This is a genomic window from uncultured Paenalcaligenes sp., assembly GCF_947630565.1.
GTDB lineage: Bacteria > Pseudomonadota > Gammaproteobacteria > Burkholderiales > Burkholderiaceae_B > Paenalcaligenes > Paenalcaligenes faecalis.
Genome location: NZ_CANRIC010000026.1, coordinates 1 through 16185 on the forward strand (window position 1 = coordinate 1; position 16185 = coordinate 16185).

A 16185-nucleotide genomic window follows, 5' to 3' on the forward strand; every position below is an offset into this window, starting at 1 on the left:
TTGATAGGCTTGCAATCGTTTCATACTAAGAATTATACTTGGTCTATGGAGAAAAACAACGACATTCGACACGGTAGACACTGTGTTTTTAACATGCACGTTCACTTGGTCTTTGTGACTAAGTACCGCCGTGGCGTGTTCACTAAAGAAGTGCTTGATGACTTGCGCGACCTCTTTGCGGGCGTCTGTTCGGACTTTGAGGCGGAGCTGGTAGAATTCGACGGGGGGGACGACCATGTTCACTTGTTGGTCAACTACCCCCCCAAGGTCGCCGTGTCCGCACTGGTAAATAGCTTGAAAGGCGTATCGAGCCGGATGATTCGCAAAAAGAAGTATCCGAGCATTCACAACAAACTATGGGGTGGTGCTCTCTGGTCGCCTAGCTACTTTGCTGGAAGCTGTGGCGGTGCGCCTATTGAGATCGTCCGACAATACATTGAGCAACAACAGGCGCCCGGCTGATACGAAGACGCTAGCGCGTCCGCTCTATTCATCCCCGCCCTGAACGGCGGGGTTTTCCGCGCAATCTGATAAATGAGTCGCCTTGTTTTTTAAAAGAATAAAAGGAATTGCATTGTGAAAATAGTTGCTCCACGAATGTGGTTGGTGTCTGCGACGTGCGCAGTCTTAACGGCTTGTGTAGCGCCACCACCTCAACCAGAAGATTTAACAGTGGGTGTGCCTAGTCAACTTCCTGTTTTGTCAGAAAATAGCACAAGCGATGCTCCACAGTTAGATCCTTCCGATCATTGGCAGCAGTTTTTCTCAGATCCCCATTTACGCACGTTAATTAGTAAAGCGCTGGAATTTAACAGTGATTTAAAAGTGGCCGCCGCAAAGGTGGCTGAAGCGCGTGCTATTTATGGCATTCAGGAATCAGAGCGATTACCTCATTTAGGGGCTCAGGCCGAGGGGCAGCGAGGGCGTACTCCTGCCGATCTCTCCGTTACACAACAAGCCATAACCAGTGGGCAGTACCAAGTCGGATTAGGTGTCAGTGCATTCGAGTTGGATTTTTGGGGCCGGGTCCGTAATCTAAGCGAGGCCGCTTTAGCTCAATACTTAGCAACAGAGCAGGCACGTCAAGCCTTTGAGATTAGTTTAATCGCGATGACAGCCGATGCTTACCTGCGCGCATTGGAATTAACGGAGCGTATTGAATTAGCTCAAAAAACCACAGACTCTAGAACAGAGTCGCAGCGCATCATGAAACAGCGCGTACAGGTAGGTAGCTCCTCTGAGCTTGAGCTGCGTTCCGTGGATTCTTTGTTACTAGCTGCACGTAGCGAGCTCGCTAATTTAAAACGTGAAAAAGCACAGAATGAGGCCTTGATTCAGCAGCTAACTGGACATTCTGGGCCTGTGGCAGATGCCTCCACGACGTTGAAGGATCAACGCTTAGATAGAGTGATTAGTCCTGATATGCCTTCCAGTGTTTTATTGGCTCGTCCGGACATTCGTGCCGCAGAGCAACAGTTGATCGCATCTAGGGCCAATGTAGAGGCTGCTCGAGCCGCCTTTTTCCCGCGTATTACGTTGACGGGTTTTGCTGGTACAGCCAGTGCGGGCTTGGATGGCTTATTCCGAGGTGGTAGTGGCGCTTGGTCTTTTTTACCTCAAATTTCATTGCCCATTTTTGATGGGGGTGCTAGAGAGTCGAACTTAGCCTTAGCGGAGGCGCGTAAGCATCTAGCTGTGGCCAATTATGAATCCAGCATTCGTACCGCTTTTAGAGAGGTGGCCGATGCTCTAGCTGCTCATCATTGGTTGGCAGAGCAAGAAAAGGAACAAGCTGCCTTGGTGAGATCAGAGCAAGATCGCGCGCATTTAGCGAATCTTCGTTACGAACAGGGGTCAGCGCCTTATATCGAAGTCTTAGATGCACAACGCTCTCAGTTCTCGGCTGAACAAATGCTCTTGCAACTGCAGCGTGTGCGATTAGCAAATATGGTGGCTTTATACAGGGCTCTTGGTGGGGGCTCTATGCCCACTCCTGCGGTTGATTAATGGATAACGCGTTGAATTTTGAGAGTTAAAGGGAATTTATTGTGAGTGCTTCTAAAAGTAAAAAAATAACTATTGCGATTGGAGCAATAGTCGTAGCGGCAGTGGGGTATTTTGTTTGGCAACAAATGCGGCCTACAGTGGATCTTGATTTTGCTTATAGCAATGGTCGCATCGAGGCTACAGAGGTAGATATTTCCGCTAAAACAGCAGGGCGTATCAGTCAGATTTTAGTGAATGAGGGCGATTTTGTGACAGAGAATCAGGTTGTCGCCCACATGGATATGGAGTCTTTGCAGGCAAAACTGGCTCAGGCTAAGGCAGAAGCAGCCCGAGCGCAAAGCGGTAAAGATGCGGCCATTGCATTGGTTGCTCAGCGTGAGGCTGATCAGGCGATGGCAGAGGCGACTTTAGTGCAACGCCAAACAGAGCTAGAGCTAGCACAAAAAACGCAGCAACGTTCACAGGCACTCTTAGCTCAACGAGCAACATCAGCGCAGCAGGCTGATAATGATATGGCTCAGTTTCGCAATGCAAAGGCAATGGTAGCTGTGGCCGAGGCGCAGATGGCTGCGGTACGCGCAGGTATTCAAGCCGCTAAATCTCAAGTCGCCCAAGCAGAGGCAAGTATTTTGGCTGCAGAGGCTGTGATTGCAAATTTAGAAAGTGAGTTAAAAGACGGTGATTTGCGCGCACCCAGAGCAGGCCGAGTTCAATATCGTGTTGCGCAACCCGGAGAGGTGGTGGGTAACGGTGGCAAAGTATTGAGTCTAGTCGATGTGGGCGATGTCTATATGACGATCTTTTTACCTGAATCACAGGCTGGTCGTGTGGCAATAGGTGAGCAGGCGCGTGTCATCATTGATGCCGTACCGCAGTATGTCATTCCAGCCGAGGTCTCGTATGTGTCTAGCGTGGCCCAATTTACGCCCAAAATGGTAGAAACCCAAGATGAGCGTCAAAAACTGACATTTAGGGTCAAAGTACGTATTGATCCACTTTTGTTAGAAAAACACATGGAGCAGGTCAAAACCGGTGTGCCAGGTGTAGCTTACATTCGTTTAGATCAAACCCGTGATTGGCCAGAACATCTAGAAGTTAAATTACCATGAGTCCAGCCGAGGTTTTAACAACAACGATGACTGAAGCAGTGGTTCAGTTTAATGATGTGAGTCATTATTACGGGCAGGCTATAGCGGCAGATCAGGTTAGCTTGTCAATTCCTGCTGGTAAAACCGTGGGCTTTATTGGGCCTGATGGGGTGGGTAAGTCCACATGGCTTGGTTTGATAGCCGGAGCGCGTCAAATACAAAAAGGAAAAGTCATGGTCTTAGGTGGTGATATGGCAGAGGCCAAACACCGCACTGAGGCCTGTGTACGTATTGCCTATATGCCCCAAGGCTTAGGAAAGAATTTATACCCTACCTTATCTGTATTTGAGAATATTGACTTCTTTGGTCGATTATTTGGTCAAGGTAAAGCCGAGCGCAAAGCGCGGATTGACGACTTATTGGCCAGCACCGGAATGTCATCGTTCGCTGACAGGCCCGCGCAAAAACTATCTGGTGGTATGAAGCAAAAGCTAGGCCTATGCTGTGCATTGATTCATGATCCTGATTTGTTGATTTTAGATGAGCCTACGACTGGGGTAGACCCCTTGGCGCGTCGTCAGTTTTGGGAGCTAATCGAGCGTATTCGACAGCGCCGACCGCACATGTCTGTCTTAGTCGCCACAGCGTATATGGATGAGGCTGAGGGCTTTGATTGGTTAGTCGCTGTGGATGAAGGAAAGGTTTTAGCCACAGGTTCACCCGCTGAGTTACTGGCTCGTACTGGTAAAGAAAACTTAGAGAGCGCTTTCTTGGCTTTGTTGCCAGAGGAAAAACGTCAAGGGCACCATGAGCTGATCATACCTCCTTTGCCTGATAGCGATGAGATTGTGATTGAATCGCATGGCTTAACGAAAAAATTCGGCAGCTTTGTTGCCGTTAATGATGTCAATTTACGGGTAAAACGGGGTGAGATTTTCGGCTTTTTAGGCTCTAATGGTTGCGGTAAGTCCACGACCATGAAAATGTTAACCGGCTTACTGCCCCCTTCGGAGGGGACAGCCACTTTATTAGGGCAACCTATTGATGCCAATGATATAGCGACTCGACAACGAGTTGGCTACATGTCTCAAAACTTTTCCCTTTATGCTGAGTTAACGGTGCGTCAAAACTTGATGTTGCATGCACGGTTATTTTATGTGCCTTTGCCTGATCGGGAGCCACGTGTGGCTGAACTCGCAGAGCGGTTCGAGTTGGAGTCCGTATTAGATGCGTTGCCCGACGCCTTACCTTTAGGCATTCGTCAGCGTTTACAGTTAGCCGTAGCCGTATTACATAGACCGGATGTGTTGATCTTAGATGAACCCACCTCCGGGGTGGACCCTGTAGCCCGAGATAAGTTTTGGCAATTGATGATTGATTTGTCGCGTAATGATGGCGTGACGATCTTTATTTCCACCCACTTTATGAACGAAGCTGCACGTTGTGATCGTATGTCAATGATGCACGCCGGAGAGATTCTGGATTCAGATACGCCCGCTGCTTTGGTGCAAAAACGGGGTGCTGCAACACTAGAGGACGCGTTTATTGGTTACCTAGAAGAGGCTATTGGTGATGAGGGCGCTCCAGAGGATAGTATTTTTGTTGCACCTGAAAACACCTCCCATCAAACTAAAAATGCGTGGTTCAGCTTACAGCGTTTATTGAGCTACAGCAGCCGTGAGGCAATGGAGCTACGTCGTGATCCCATCCGATTGTTTATGGCCATGGTTGGCAGCATGGTGCTGATGTTGGTGATGGGCTATGGCATCAATATGGACGTAGAGAATTTAAAATATGCGGTGTTGGACTATGACCAAACGGTAGCCAGTCAAGACTACATTGTACAAATCGAGGGCTCTAGGTATTTTGACCAGAGAGCGCCTTTACGCAATTCTCAAGACATTGATGAACGGATGCGTTCAGGGGAATTAGCCTTAGCCATTGAAATCCCCCCTGGATTTGGTCGGGATTTAGATAGAGGTCAATCCCCAGAGATCGGAATGTGGATTGATGGGGCGATGCCGTTGCGGGCTGAAACCATTAAAAGCTATACCCAAGCTATGCATAATGCGGCAGTATCTGATTTGGTTTTAGCGAAAACTGGGAGCAGACCGCAGCTACCTAGTCATGTTGAGGTTCGATTTAGATATAACCCTGAGCTGCGTAGTCTGGTGGCGATGGTACCCGCCGTTATTCCGATGTTGCTCGTCTTTATCCCCGCGATGTTGATGGCCTTGGGTGTTGTCCGAGAAAAGGAACTGGGTTCCATTATGAATCTCTATACCACACCCGTGACGAAACTAGAGTTTTTGCTAGGTAAGCAATTACCTTATGTGGCATTGGCGTTAATTAGTTTTGCTTTGCTTTTTATTTTGGCGATAACGCTCTTTAAGGTGCCATTTACAGGAAGTTTTCTGACTTTGGTGTTGGGAACTGTGTTGTATGTGATCGCGACGACGGGAATTGGTTTGCTAGCCTCCACACTAACAAATAGTCAGGTGGCTGCGTTGGCAGGAACGGCTATTGGCACTTTAATACCGGCAATTCAATTTGCTGGGATGGTAGACCCCGTTTCGTCCTTACAAGGACTTGGCTCTTTTATTGGTGAAATTTATCCTACGTCGCATTATTTAACGATTAGTCGAGGTACTTTTTCTAAGGCACTTAGTTTTTCTGATTTGCGGTTTTCTTTTTATCCGCTCATGCTAGCCATTCCAATACTGACCATGTTGTCTGTTTTGCTATTAAAAAAACAGGCCAAATAAGGGGGCAATATGTCTAGATTAAAACAACGTATTGCGACCATTTATAATTTAGGTATTAAAGAGTTTTATAGTTTAGGTCGAGATATCGCCTTAGTGATCTTGATTGTTTTTATGTTTAGTGGGGTGATTTACTCTAACTCCAAGGCGAAACCGGACTCGTTAAATAAAGCGGCCATTGCGGTGGTTGACGAGGATCAATCCATGTTGTCGTCACGGCTAATTGATGCACTGCACGAGCCGTATTTTTTGCCCCCGCGCATCATTAGCCGAGAGGACATTGATGCTGGGATGGATGCAGGATTAGATACCTTTGTTTTGAATATACCGCCTAATTTTGAGCGGGATGTACAGGCTGGAAAAAACCCGGCTTTGCAGCTAAACGTAGATGCAACTCGTCAAAGTCAGGCTCTGGTCGGCTCGTCATATATCCAAAGTATCCTTGGGTCTGAGGTATTGCTATTTGTTAATCCATCTAGTCAGGGTCAGCTAAACTCACCCCTTCAGCTTATCCAGCGAGTGTTGTTTAACCCCAACCTTTACTCATCGTGGTTTGGTGGTATCACAGGCATGATTAATAACATTACCTTGCTGTCTATTATCTTAACTGGCGCAGCCTTGATACGAGAAAGAGAGCACGGCACGATCGAACATTTACTTGTCATGCCTGTGACTCCTTTAGAAATTATGCTGTCAAAAGTGTGGTCTATGGGTATAGTAGTATTGTGCGCTGCACTATTTGCCCTGCATGTCATGATTAAAGGCGTGATAGGGGTGAATGTCACTGGATCTACGTGGCTTTTTGCCTTAGGTACTATTGTGTATTTGTTTGCGACGACCTCTATAGGTATTTATATGGGGACTTTAGCGCGAACCATGCCACAGTTTGGCTTAATGGCAATTTTATTGTTATTACCTTTGCAGATACTTTCAGGGGCAATTACACCACGTGAAAGTATGCCAGAAGCAGTGCAATGGATTATGTCGGGAACCCCGACTTTGCATTTTGTTTCCTACGCGCAGGCTGTTTTACTGCGCGGGGCAAATATAACCATGGTGTGGTCGCAGTTTTTAATGATGTTATTAATCGGTATTGTGTTCTTTTCTTTGGCACATCGTCGGTTACGCCAAACCATGGGCTCTATGGGTTAAGCAAGTTGCAACTACAGGAGCAATATTATGTTTAGCGATTTGGGCCGACAGGCTATGGAATACATGCGTGATGCTCAGCAGCGCGCGGTATTATATTTAGATGTGATGCGCCAAAGTGGCGATCAGTATGTAGAGCATGTCAGTCAGGGTAAACCACCTGTACTGGTGTTCGAACACGAATTAATTGCAGATGGACGCGATTTACCGAATCCGGTGAACTATGCGCTGTTGCGTATTGTGCCTCCGGCCGACATGCCGACCAACCCAGATGCACGTCCTTTTGTGGTGATTGATCCGCGTGCGGGCCATGGGCCGGGGGTGGCGGGCTCTAAAGTTCACTCCGAGATAGGCGTTGCGTTAGCCGCGGGCCATCCTTGCTACTTTGTGACGTTTGGGCCAAATCCCGAGCCAGATCAAAGCATTTATTGTGTGATGATGGCTGAAAAACACTTTCTAAAGCTAATTGCTGAAAAGCATGATGCGACCAAAGTGGGTAAGCCCTTTGTGATTGGTAACTGCCAAGGTGGTTGGGCATTAATGATGCTCGCAAGTGTTGCGCCTAAATTAGTTGGGCCTATTATGCTTGCTGGGGCTCCTTTGTCTTACTGGTCTGGAAAGGCAGGTCAAAACCCCATGCGCTATAGCGGTGGTATGTTGGGCGGCTCGTGGGCTAGCTCTTTTGCTAGTGATTTGGGTAATGGGATTTTTGATGGGGCTTATTTAGTTGATAACTTTGAGCGCTTAGATCCTGCGAATACCTTTTGGAAAAAGCCCTATAACCTATATGCCAATATTGATACTGAGGTTGAGCGCTATTTAGGTTTTGATCGTTGGTGGGCGGGTCATTTTATGATGACACGCAAAGAAATCGATTGGATAGTACAGAATTTATTTATCGGTAATCGTTTATCACGGGCTGAATTACCTGATCCTCTTTCGGGCGGTAATATTAATTTACGTAATATTCGTAGTCCGATTTTGGTCTTTGCTTCGCAGGCAGATAATATTACGCCGCCATCACAAGCCTTAAACTGGATTCCGGATATGTACGCCAGTGATGAGGATCTGCGCGCGCATGAACAAGTCATTGTGTATAGCTTGCACGAAACCACGGGTCATTTAGGAATCTTTGTGTCGTCTGGTGTGGCAAATCGAGAGCACGAGGCGTTAGTTGGTGCGTTGGATTTGGTTGAGCTATTGCCTCCCGGTCTTTATGAGGCCCGTATTCAAGACCTGCATCCAGATACACCGCACCAAGAGTGGATTAAAGGCCGTCATGTGGTGACCTTTGAACCACGCTCTATTCGTGATCTAGAAGCCTTAGATGATGGGCGCGAAGAAGAAGCCGAGTTTGAGGTGGTGAATCGTGTAGCGCAAATTAACCAGCATGTGTACGACTTAACACTATCACCTATAGTTCGTAGTCTTTCTAATCCGTGGATTGCACAGGCATCAAGATCATTAAGCACTAGACGTTTTAGCCGCTATGCCTGGTCTAGCTTAAATCCTATCGCCTTGTCTTTTCAGCAGGCGGCGAGCTATGTAAAAAGAGACCGTCACCCTGTTGCCGAAGATAATGTGTTTTTGGCGGCTGAGCGTACCATGAGCGATACGATTAGTCGCAGCTTAGATACATGGCGTGATATTCGCGACCGCAGTATAGAGGCGATGTTTCACGGTATCTATGGTTCGCCATGGCTACGTAATGTCGTTGGTCTAGACGAGCCAAATAGGGATCGTCGAGGCATATTAAATAGTGACACGGCCTTACACGAAGAGTTGCACGAATTACGTTTGCAGTTAACTAAAGCCCAAGTGAACGAGGGCGGCCCCGCTCAGGCGTTTGCTCGTATCTTGATTTATATGGCTGGCGAGGAAACCTTCGTTGATGAGCGAGCATTTAATATGCTGGAGAGCTTAGCCAAAGACCGTATTAAAGGGTATACGCTTCCTGATTTAGCCAGTATTAAGCAAGAGCTACGTAAACAGTGGCGCATTGTAAAAATGCATCCTAAGGCAGCGATTGCCGCATTACCTAAATTGGTGCCCAATGAAAAACAGCGCTCTCTAATTTGGGAAGCTGTGGCTGAAATTGCTCAACTCAAAGATGTATTGAATGTGGATGAGCAGACCCAAGCTCGCTTTGCTGAGATTGCTTGCGCCTTAGAGCTATGTAGTGCATGGGAGCCGCCAGCACAGGTTGTTGCTAAATTAAATCAGCAAAAAGCTCAGGCAGAGGCCGATGCTTTAGCACAGATTGAACATGATCTCAAAGCAAAAGTGGATGCTGAAAAAGCAGAGGTTTTTGCTGCTGCTAAAAAGGTGGCTGATGTTGAGATTGCCGCACAGGTTGAAAAAATAGCAGCAGCTGAGGCTGAGGCTAAAGCCCGATTAGCTCAGGCCACGGCTGATCTAGAGGACGCAAAAAAAGAGGCGGCTCAGGCCAAGGCGGAATTAGAAAAGCAGGCGGCTTTAAAGGCAAAGCCTGACACACAGGCTAAATCCGTATCTGCAGTGCGTGCTTCGGTGGCATTATCACCGACTAGCGTTGAGGTGAAAAAAGAGACACCCGTAGCGGCTAAAAAAGCGGCTAAAAAAGCAGCTAAAAAAGCAACTACTGCACGTAAGGCCTCAAAGACAACAGCCGTTAAGGCCGCGAAAAAAGCCATCACATCCACACAACAAGCCTCCTTGACGTTGGATGAGGATAGTTTAAAACCAGTAGCAGCATGGCCCAGTAGTAAAAAATAAAAGTAATCGATCGATTACTTTATAGGCAGGTAAATGCCGGATCTTTTATTAGGTCCGGCATTTTTTTATTCTGTGCATGGCTGGAGCGGACATGGTGTGGCACAGACAATACGTATCGGCAAGGCGATCAGTGATGATTTTTTAGCAAAAAATGAGGACTACAGAATGCTAACGGCGATTGAGCATAAAGGCCTACCATTAGGTAAACAGGTGGCACCTTTAGTGATTCCATCGGTTTCTGGCTTGATGACCTTAAAAAGCTGGCTACGCCCTGCGGAAATGCAGTCTTTTTAACAGGGCGTAGCGGCGTTTAGCTCTGATTAGGGGCTAATAGAACCCATTCCCGCTTGTTGAGTCCAAGACGCTAAAGGCAATGGTGGCTCTTGCTGATAAATCCGAGTAAAAATGGGCTGGAGTCGTTTCCAGTCTAAGGTCGCGGGCCACGTATAAGGCTGGACACTATCCCACTGGCCTTCAGGGTTTTGTTCAGCCACTACAAATCGGAAGTGCTGTAGTCCTATTGTGGCCCCTAAGCGTATATCCGTCATGATAAGTAAATCATCTTGTACATCAAAACGCACCCAATCACCCGTAAACCACCGTAATCGATCAATGTGTTCAGACGGTGGTACAGCCTGCAGTAGATAGTGATTATGGTCTAAGCAAATGGATTCGCTGGGCTGTTGATCCAATAGACTTACAATCATTTCACATTGCTTATTGTCGTCTCGAGTCATGACTCGCCAAAGCAAGCTGTTAAAAGGTGTAGGTGTGCTGTAGACCTGAGCACTGGGCGCGCCACGCTGAGCAAGTTGCTCTAGTGCTTTTTCTTGAGCCCAGTGTTTAGCACCAAAAGTCCATCCTAAATACAGGGTACTTAGAATCAGCCCCCAATTTAATAACTTTTGAGTACGTGGCCCTACTCCCATAAATAGGGCAGCAAAAGAGCCAATAATCAATGGAATGGTATAGAGGGGGTCAATAATAAAAATGCTAGACCACGAGGCGGGCGTAGGGGTTAGCGGCCACCATAACTGTGTACCAAAACTAGTAAAGGAATCCAAAATAGGATGAGTCACTAAGGCTAACCAAATAGCGAGAAATAGCCATGTAACACCATACCGTTTATCCGGTTTCACGGCACGCCAGAGCGCGCAGAGAAATAGAGAAAAGGCCGTGAGTACAAATAAAGAATGGCTCATGCCCCGGTGATAAGTCATTGAGCTGATGGGGTCTGCATAGCGTATAAATACATCAAGATCGGGCAAGGTGGCTAAAACCGCACCAGCAATAACGGCTTTACGTCCGTGATGGCGGCCTAGCATTGCTCCGGTAATACTGGCTCCCAGTACAGCTTGAGTTAACGAGTCCATGATACAACCAATTAAAAACAGTAAAAAAGCAACGATATCATGCGTTAAGCATAGTCTTTTTTAGACAATCTTGCGTGGACGCAAAGCTTTGTGACGTCAAAATGAGCATTTTTAATAGCGAGGCGTTAAGATAAAGGGTTTATTGTTTATTTTGCTTTTAATAGCAAACCACAGAAAAAGAGAACCATGGCTAAATACTTAGTTGCCGCCCTCTACCATTTTGTAGAGTTGGACGATTACGAATCCTTACAACAACCTTTGATTGATTTTTGCGAAAAACGCGACATCATTGGTACATTGCTTTTGGCGCGCGAAGGTATTAATGGCACGATTGCGGGCCCAGAGAAAGGTGTGCGCGAGGTATTGGATTATTTACGTTCCGCCCCACGTATGGCGTCTTTAGAGCATAAAGAGGCATGGGCTGATGTCATGCCGTTTTACCGTTTAAAAATCAAATTAAAAAAAGAAATTGTGACCTTGGGTGTCCCAGACTTAAAAACGGCAGAAATGGTAGGCCAATATGTACCACCCCAAGAATGGAATGCGTTGATTACTCAGCCTGACGTGGTGCTGATTGATACTCGTAATGATTACGAGGTGGGAATCGGTACTTTTAAAAATGCGATTAATCCAAAAACAGATAGTTTCTCTCAGTTTCCTGATTGGGTGGCTGAGCAAAAGAAACCGGGTGGCGTTTTACATGGTAAACCACGTGTAGCGATGTTTTGTACAGGTGGTATTCGCTGTGAAAAATCCACGGCTTTTATGCGCTCTCAGGGGTTTGATGATGTCTACCATTTACAAGGTGGAATTTTAAAGTACCTAGAGGAAATCCCAGAAAACCAAAGCACATGGGTAGGTGAGTGTTTTGTCTTTGATGAGCGTGTTTCGGTTGGACATGGTTTAAAGCGTGGGGATTACCATTTCTGTCGTGCTTGTCGTATGCCTGTTAGTGCTCACGAGCGCACACTGCCTCAGTTCGAGGAAGGCGTAAGCTGCCCGTATTGTCATGGCACTTTAGACGAAGCAAAAATCGATCGATTACGTGAGCGCCAAAAGCAGATGGAGCTAGCTAAAGAGCGCGAGCAGCGTCACGTAGGTGCAACGATGGGTGTTCTCAGAGAGCAAAAACGCCAGCGTTTAGCCGAACTGGCAGAGCGTTCACGTTTAGCCCAAGAGCAGGCAGAGGCTCAAAAAACAGATCAAAAGGATCAGCCTATGGCGTGTTGATCTTTTGCGTTAACATGTCTGTATGACTATTGAACACTTACCTCTTCTTTATTCTTTTAGGCGTTGTCCTTATGCGATGAGAGCGCGGTTGGCGTTAATGGCGTCGGGCTTACGGGTGGAGTTACGTGAAATCGTACTACGCAATAAGCCCGCCCATATGCTGCAGATCTCTCCTAAAGGCACTGTGCCAGTATTATTACTACCTAATCATCAGGTCCTAGAGGAAAGTCTGGATATTATGCTGTGGGCATTAAGGCAATCAGACCCGATGGGCTTGCTTCCCCACGATCAGGCGCAGTTGGATAGGGTGCTGGAGCTAATTAAGACAAATGATGGGGCGTTTAAGCATGGCTTAGATCGTTATAAGTACCCACCTCGGTATCCCGAGGAGCACGCTGCCTTTAGCCCAGAGCAGTTTGCTCTACATCACCGAGATGCCGCTGCTCAGGTACTAATAGAGCTAGACCAGCGTTTAAAAAAGCAGACCTATTTAGTAGCTAACCATCTGACGCTGGCTGATTTTGCTATCGCGCCATTTGTACGGCAATATGCGCACACGGATTTGACGTGGTTCCAAGCTCAGGACTGGCCGCATTTATTGCAGTGGTTCCAGCAATTGATTGCCTCAGATATTTTTCATGCTGTTATGCATAAATACCCTGCTTGGCAAGAAGGGGACGAACGGGTGGTTTTTCCGCCTCTCCAGTGATCGATGCATATAAAAAAACCGGCTGATAGTATTATCAGCCGGTTTTTTTACGTGAGCTGCATTACTCGTGCATACCCGGGGTAACACAGTTAAATCCAGCATCTACGTGCGTAATCTCACCAGTGATGCCTGCTGCTAAATCAGACATCATGAAGGCGGCAACATTACCTACGTCCTCGATGGTGACATTACGGCGTAGGGGAGCATTTTGCTCTACAAAGCGTAGAATTTGGCCAAAATCTTTGATGCCGCTGGCAGCAAGGGTTTTAATGGGGCCGGCTGAAATACCATTGGCACGAATACCTTTAGGGCCTAAGGAGGCAGCTAAATAGCGCACAGAGGCTTCTAGTGCGGCTTTAGCCACGCCCATGGTGTTGTAATTAGGGACGGCTTTTTCAGCACCTAAGTAGGTCAAGGTTAAGACGGAACTATTACGACCCTCTAGCATGGGCAGGGCTTCTTTCACCAATGCGGGAAAGCTATATGCGGAGATGTCATGAGCAATAGCAAAGGCTTCGCGAGACAAGCCCTCTAAGAAATCCCCAGCAATGGCTTCGCGCGGAGCAAAGCCAATTGCATGTACTAAGCCGTCTAAACCATCCCAGTGCTCTTTAAGCATACTGATGGCATCCGTGATTTGTTGATCTTCGGCAACATCAAGTGGAATGACAATATTAGAGCCGAATTCAGCAGCATAGCCTTCGACTCGCTCTTTAAAGCGATCACCCACATAGGTTAAGGCAATCTCTGCCCCTTGTTGCTTACAGGCTTGGGCAATCCCATACGCAATAGAGCGATTTGAAATAACGCCAGTAATTAAAATGCGTTTGCCGCTAAGAAAAGCCATGCTGTGAATTCCTTTGTATCAATAAAATCGGTATTAGCCGCGCGTAGGGCCGGGAATGTGTAGACGCAGCCCTGGGGCAAGATTGGTCGATTTTAGTTTATTTAGCTGTTGTAGTGTGGATACCGTCGTATTGTAACGGCGTGCAATGCTGTAGAGCGTATCACCTTTTCTGACGATATGGGTACGAGTTGCCTCAGTGTTAGCCTGAGTGCGGACACGGGCTTGAACAGCAGGGGTTGTCGTAGGTTGAACCGTCAGTGCAGGTGTATCACTCAGAGAGGCCAACTGAACGCCTAGCGGGTCTGCCGTAATATGAGGCTCAGTCATGCTGGCAGGAACTAATAGCGTTTGCGCTGCAACGGCCTTGTGTTGTTTGGAGCCCAAGCCGTTGACGGCACGGAGTTGGCTTAGCGCTATACCATGACGTTTTGCAATATCAGCGTAGGATTCTCCGCTACGAGGAGTGTAAGTATCCCAGTGGCTCAGCCTACCTTTATAGCTTTTGATATTGGTTTCAAAAATATCGGCTTTATCGGTGGGTAGTAATAAGGTGGCACTGTGAGCCGGTATAGTGGCTCGGTTATAGGAGGGGTTTAGAAATTTAAAGTCATCTAAAGACATTTCCGCCAATTCAGCGGCCACCTCTATATCAATATGATCATTTCGTTTGATCGTCGTGAAGTAAGGCACATTATGTACACGGGGTAGCTCAATGCCGTATTTTTGCGGGTTGGTTATGATGTTTTTAATTGCCTGTAATTTAGGCACGTAGTTCTGGGTTTCCTCAGGCATACGTAAGGATAGGTAATCGATGCCTAAGCCGTCTTTTTCGTTGCGCTCAATGGCACGGCGCACAGAGCCTTGGCCCCAGTTGTACGACGCTAAGGCTAAATACCAGTCCCCTTGAAAATCATATAAATACTCTAGGTAATCTAAGGCGGCTTGTGTGGAGGCAATAGGATCACGGCGCTGATCTAGCCACCAGTTTTGCTGCAGATTGAAATCTTTGCCCGTGCTGGGGACAAATTGCCAAAGCCCAGAGGCATGGGCCTTGGAATAAGCAACGGGGTTGTATGCGCTTTCTACAAAGGGTAGTAAGGCCAATTCGGTTGGCATACCGCGTTGCTCTAGCTCGCCCACAATGTGGTATAGGTATTTACTGGCGCGCTCGCTCATGACGGAAATAGAGCGCGCATTACGCGCGTAATAGTCAGTCCAGTGGTTAACTAAGTCGGTATTCAGATTGGGGATAGCGTAACCACGACGGATGCGATCCCACATGTCTTTAGGCGGGTGGGTGAGGTCAATGGTACGGGAGGTGTCGGCGGCGATCTGAGGGCCTGTGTGGCTAACTTGCTGTTGCTGTACAGCACAACCGGCTAATGTGATGACCAGACCAAATAAAAAAAAGCGTAAGAATTTCATAGTAATTAAGCGTTGTTCTTCCATTCGCGTAGTTGCGCAAATACATCGGTGTTATTGAGGGCTTTGCGTTCGCTATGTGTGGCAGCGCTTAATTGTACCGCGGGGATATGAGTACGCAAGAACGGATTGATTTGTTGTTCACGGGCTAAGGTTGAAGGCAAGGTCGGCTCGCCAGCGGCACGTAAGTCACAGGCTTGCTGGTAATAGTTCTGCAGCAGTTGGTTATCTGGTTCTACATCTAAAGCCCAGATTAAATTAGAGAGGGTGTATTCGTGTGCAGCACAGACCAATGTTGTGGCAGGTAAGGCACAGATTTTATCTAGGGAGGCCACCATTTGGGCTGGGGTTCCTTCGAATAGGCGACCGCATCCACCTGAAAACAGGGTGTCGCCACAAAAGAGAAAAGGCTCGCCCTGATCACTGTGCCCAAAATAGGCAATATGACCGGCGGTATGTCCAGGAATATCGAGAACCTGTAAGCCAATCGGCAAAGGGTTTAGGTCTATGGTGTCGCCTTGGCGTAGTGCTTGGTTTCGATGTGGAATAGATTCCAGTGCGGGACCATATACAAGGCAATCGGGGTATTCTTTGATGAGGTCGGCGACCCCACCCACATGATCGTGATGATGATGGGTAATTAATATCGCGATCAAGGGTAAGTCTAGTGTGCGCAGAGCATGATGTACCGGCCCAGCATCACCTGGGTCTACCACCGCAGCATATTGGCCATTATGAATCAGCCAAATATAGTTATCATTGAACGCAGGTATGGCATGGAGCTGTAATGAACCCGCAGTAGCTTGAGTAAATCGATTTTTCATAGCACAAAGGAGAGGTCAGA

13 protein-coding genes are annotated in these 16185 nt (G+C 47.3%); 9 read left to right on the top strand and 4 right to left on the bottom strand.

Features of this window, described 5'->3' with window-relative positions:
• The first annotated feature begins 45 nt into the window (after positions 1 to 45).
• The 7 genes from tnpA to Q0Z62_RS06490 all read left to right on the top strand — a co-directional run bounded on the left by tnpA (position 46) and on the right by Q0Z62_RS06490 (position 10054).
• Complete coding sequence (tnpA, locus tag Q0Z62_RS06460; protein ID WP_298052444.1) at positions 46 to 462, top strand: IS200/IS605 family transposase; 417 nt, start codon at positions 46 to 48, stop codon at positions 460 to 462.
• A 114-nt stretch (positions 463 to 576) separates the two neighbouring features.
• Positions 577 to 2007 carry an efflux transporter outer membrane subunit gene (locus Q0Z62_RS06465; protein WP_298052388.1) on the top strand — a complete coding sequence of 477 codons (1431 nt, stop codon included), beginning with the start codon at positions 577 to 579 and terminating at the stop codon, positions 2005 to 2007.
• 41 nt (positions 2008 to 2048) lie between these two features.
• A complete protein-coding gene (locus tag Q0Z62_RS06470) occupies positions 2049 to 3116 on the top strand; it encodes an HlyD family efflux transporter periplasmic adaptor subunit (RefSeq protein WP_298052391.1) in 1068 nt (355 codons plus the stop codon).
• A 26-nt stretch (positions 3117 to 3142) separates the two neighbouring features.
• Positions 3143 to 5860 (top strand): ribosome-associated ATPase/putative transporter RbbA, encoded by a 2718-nt coding sequence (gene rbbA / locus Q0Z62_RS06475; RefSeq protein WP_298052449.1) that lies wholly within the window; start codon positions 3143 to 3145, stop codon positions 5858 to 5860.
• A 9-nt stretch (positions 5861 to 5869) separates the two neighbouring features.
• Entirely contained in the window at positions 5870 to 7009 is a 1140-nt protein-coding gene (locus tag Q0Z62_RS06480; RefSeq protein ID WP_298052396.1) for an ABC transporter permease, read from the top strand.
• A gap of 27 nt (positions 7010 to 7036) precedes the next feature.
• The gene (locus Q0Z62_RS06485) at positions 7037 to 9760 is read left to right on the top strand and encodes a DUF3141 domain-containing protein (protein ID WP_298052399.1); all 2724 of its coding nucleotides are present in this window, start codon (positions 7037 to 7039) and stop codon (positions 9758 to 9760) included.
• A gap of 33 nt (positions 9761 to 9793) precedes the next feature.
• Positions 9794 to 10054, top strand: a complete 261-nt coding sequence (locus Q0Z62_RS06490) for a hypothetical protein (protein WP_298052403.1) — start codon at positions 9794 to 9796, stop codon at positions 10052 to 10054.
• A gap of 26 nt (positions 10055 to 10080) precedes the next feature.
• Here Q0Z62_RS06490 and Q0Z62_RS06495 read toward each other — a convergent pair whose 3' ends face one another.
• The gene (locus Q0Z62_RS06495) at positions 10081 to 11133 is read right to left on the bottom strand and encodes a metal-dependent hydrolase (protein ID WP_298052406.1); all 1053 of its coding nucleotides are present in this window, start codon (positions 11131 to 11133) and stop codon (positions 10081 to 10083) included.
• Positions 11134 to 11319: 186 nt separating this feature from the next.
• Between Q0Z62_RS06495 and Q0Z62_RS06500 the strand changes: the two genes are divergently transcribed.
• Positions 11320 to 12363, top strand: a complete 1044-nt coding sequence (locus Q0Z62_RS06500) for a rhodanese-related sulfurtransferase (protein ID WP_298052409.1) — start codon at positions 11320 to 11322, stop codon at positions 12361 to 12363.
• Between the two features lie 22 nt (positions 12364 to 12385).
• A complete protein-coding gene (locus tag Q0Z62_RS06505) occupies positions 12386 to 13072 on the top strand; it encodes a glutathione S-transferase (protein WP_298052414.1) in 687 nt (228 codons plus the stop codon).
• A 61-nt stretch (positions 13073 to 13133) separates the two neighbouring features.
• On the opposite strand, the gene fabI is transcribed toward Q0Z62_RS06505, so the two are convergent.
• From fabI to gloB, 3 genes are read right to left on the bottom strand one after another with little or no spacing between them, the layout of a single operon-like run.
• A complete protein-coding gene (gene fabI, locus Q0Z62_RS06510; RefSeq protein ID WP_269901292.1) occupies positions 13134 to 13919 on the bottom strand; it encodes an enoyl-ACP reductase FabI in 786 nt (261 codons plus the stop codon).
• A 33-nt stretch (positions 13920 to 13952) separates the two neighbouring features.
• On the bottom strand, positions 13953 to 15344 hold the full coding sequence (locus tag Q0Z62_RS06515) for a transglycosylase SLT domain-containing protein (protein WP_298052451.1): 1392 nt from the start codon (positions 15342 to 15344) through the stop codon (positions 13953 to 13955).
• Between the two features lie 5 nt (positions 15345 to 15349).
• Positions 15350 to 16165, bottom strand: coding sequence for a hydroxyacylglutathione hydrolase (gene gloB, locus Q0Z62_RS06520; protein WP_298052417.1), 816 nt, complete (start codon positions 16163 to 16165; stop codon positions 15350 to 15352).
• Between the last annotated feature and the right edge of the window lie 20 nt (positions 16166 to 16185).

Bases quoted from the DNA above. Each gene is read 5' to 3' on its own strand.
- fabI (WP_269901292.1), bottom strand. From the start codon at position 13,919: ATGGCTTTTCTTAGCGGCAAACGCATTTTAATTACTGGCGTTATTTCA.
- Q0Z62_RS06495 (WP_298052406.1), bottom strand. From the start codon at position 11,133: ATGGACTCGTTAACTCAAGCTGTACTGGGAGCCAGTATTACCGGAGCA.
- Q0Z62_RS06515 (WP_298052451.1), bottom strand. From the start codon at position 15,344: ATGAAATTCTTACGCTTTTTTTTATTTGGTCTGGTCATCACATTAGCC.
- Q0Z62_RS06500 (WP_298052409.1), top strand. From the start codon at position 11,320: ATGGCTAAATACTTAGTTGCCGCCCTCTACCATTTTGTAGAGTTGGAC.
- tnpA (WP_298052444.1), top strand. From the start codon at position 46: ATGGAGAAAAACAACGACATTCGACACGGTAGACACTGTGTTTTTAAC.
- Q0Z62_RS06505 (WP_298052414.1), top strand. From the start codon at position 12,386: ATGACTATTGAACACTTACCTCTTCTTTATTCTTTTAGGCGTTGTCCT.
- Q0Z62_RS06485 (WP_298052399.1), top strand. From the start codon at position 7,037: ATGTTTAGCGATTTGGGCCGACAGGCTATGGAATACATGCGTGATGCT.
- gloB (WP_298052417.1), bottom strand. From the start codon at position 16,165: ATGAAAAATCGATTTACTCAAGCTACTGCGGGTTCATTACAGCTCCAT.
- Q0Z62_RS06490 (WP_298052403.1), top strand. From the start codon at position 9,794: ATGCCGGATCTTTTATTAGGTCCGGCATTTTTTTATTCTGTGCATGGC.
- Q0Z62_RS06480 (WP_298052396.1), top strand. From the start codon at position 5,870: ATGTCTAGATTAAAACAACGTATTGCGACCATTTATAATTTAGGTATT.
- rbbA (WP_298052449.1), top strand. From the start codon at position 3,143: ATGACTGAAGCAGTGGTTCAGTTTAATGATGTGAGTCATTATTACGGG.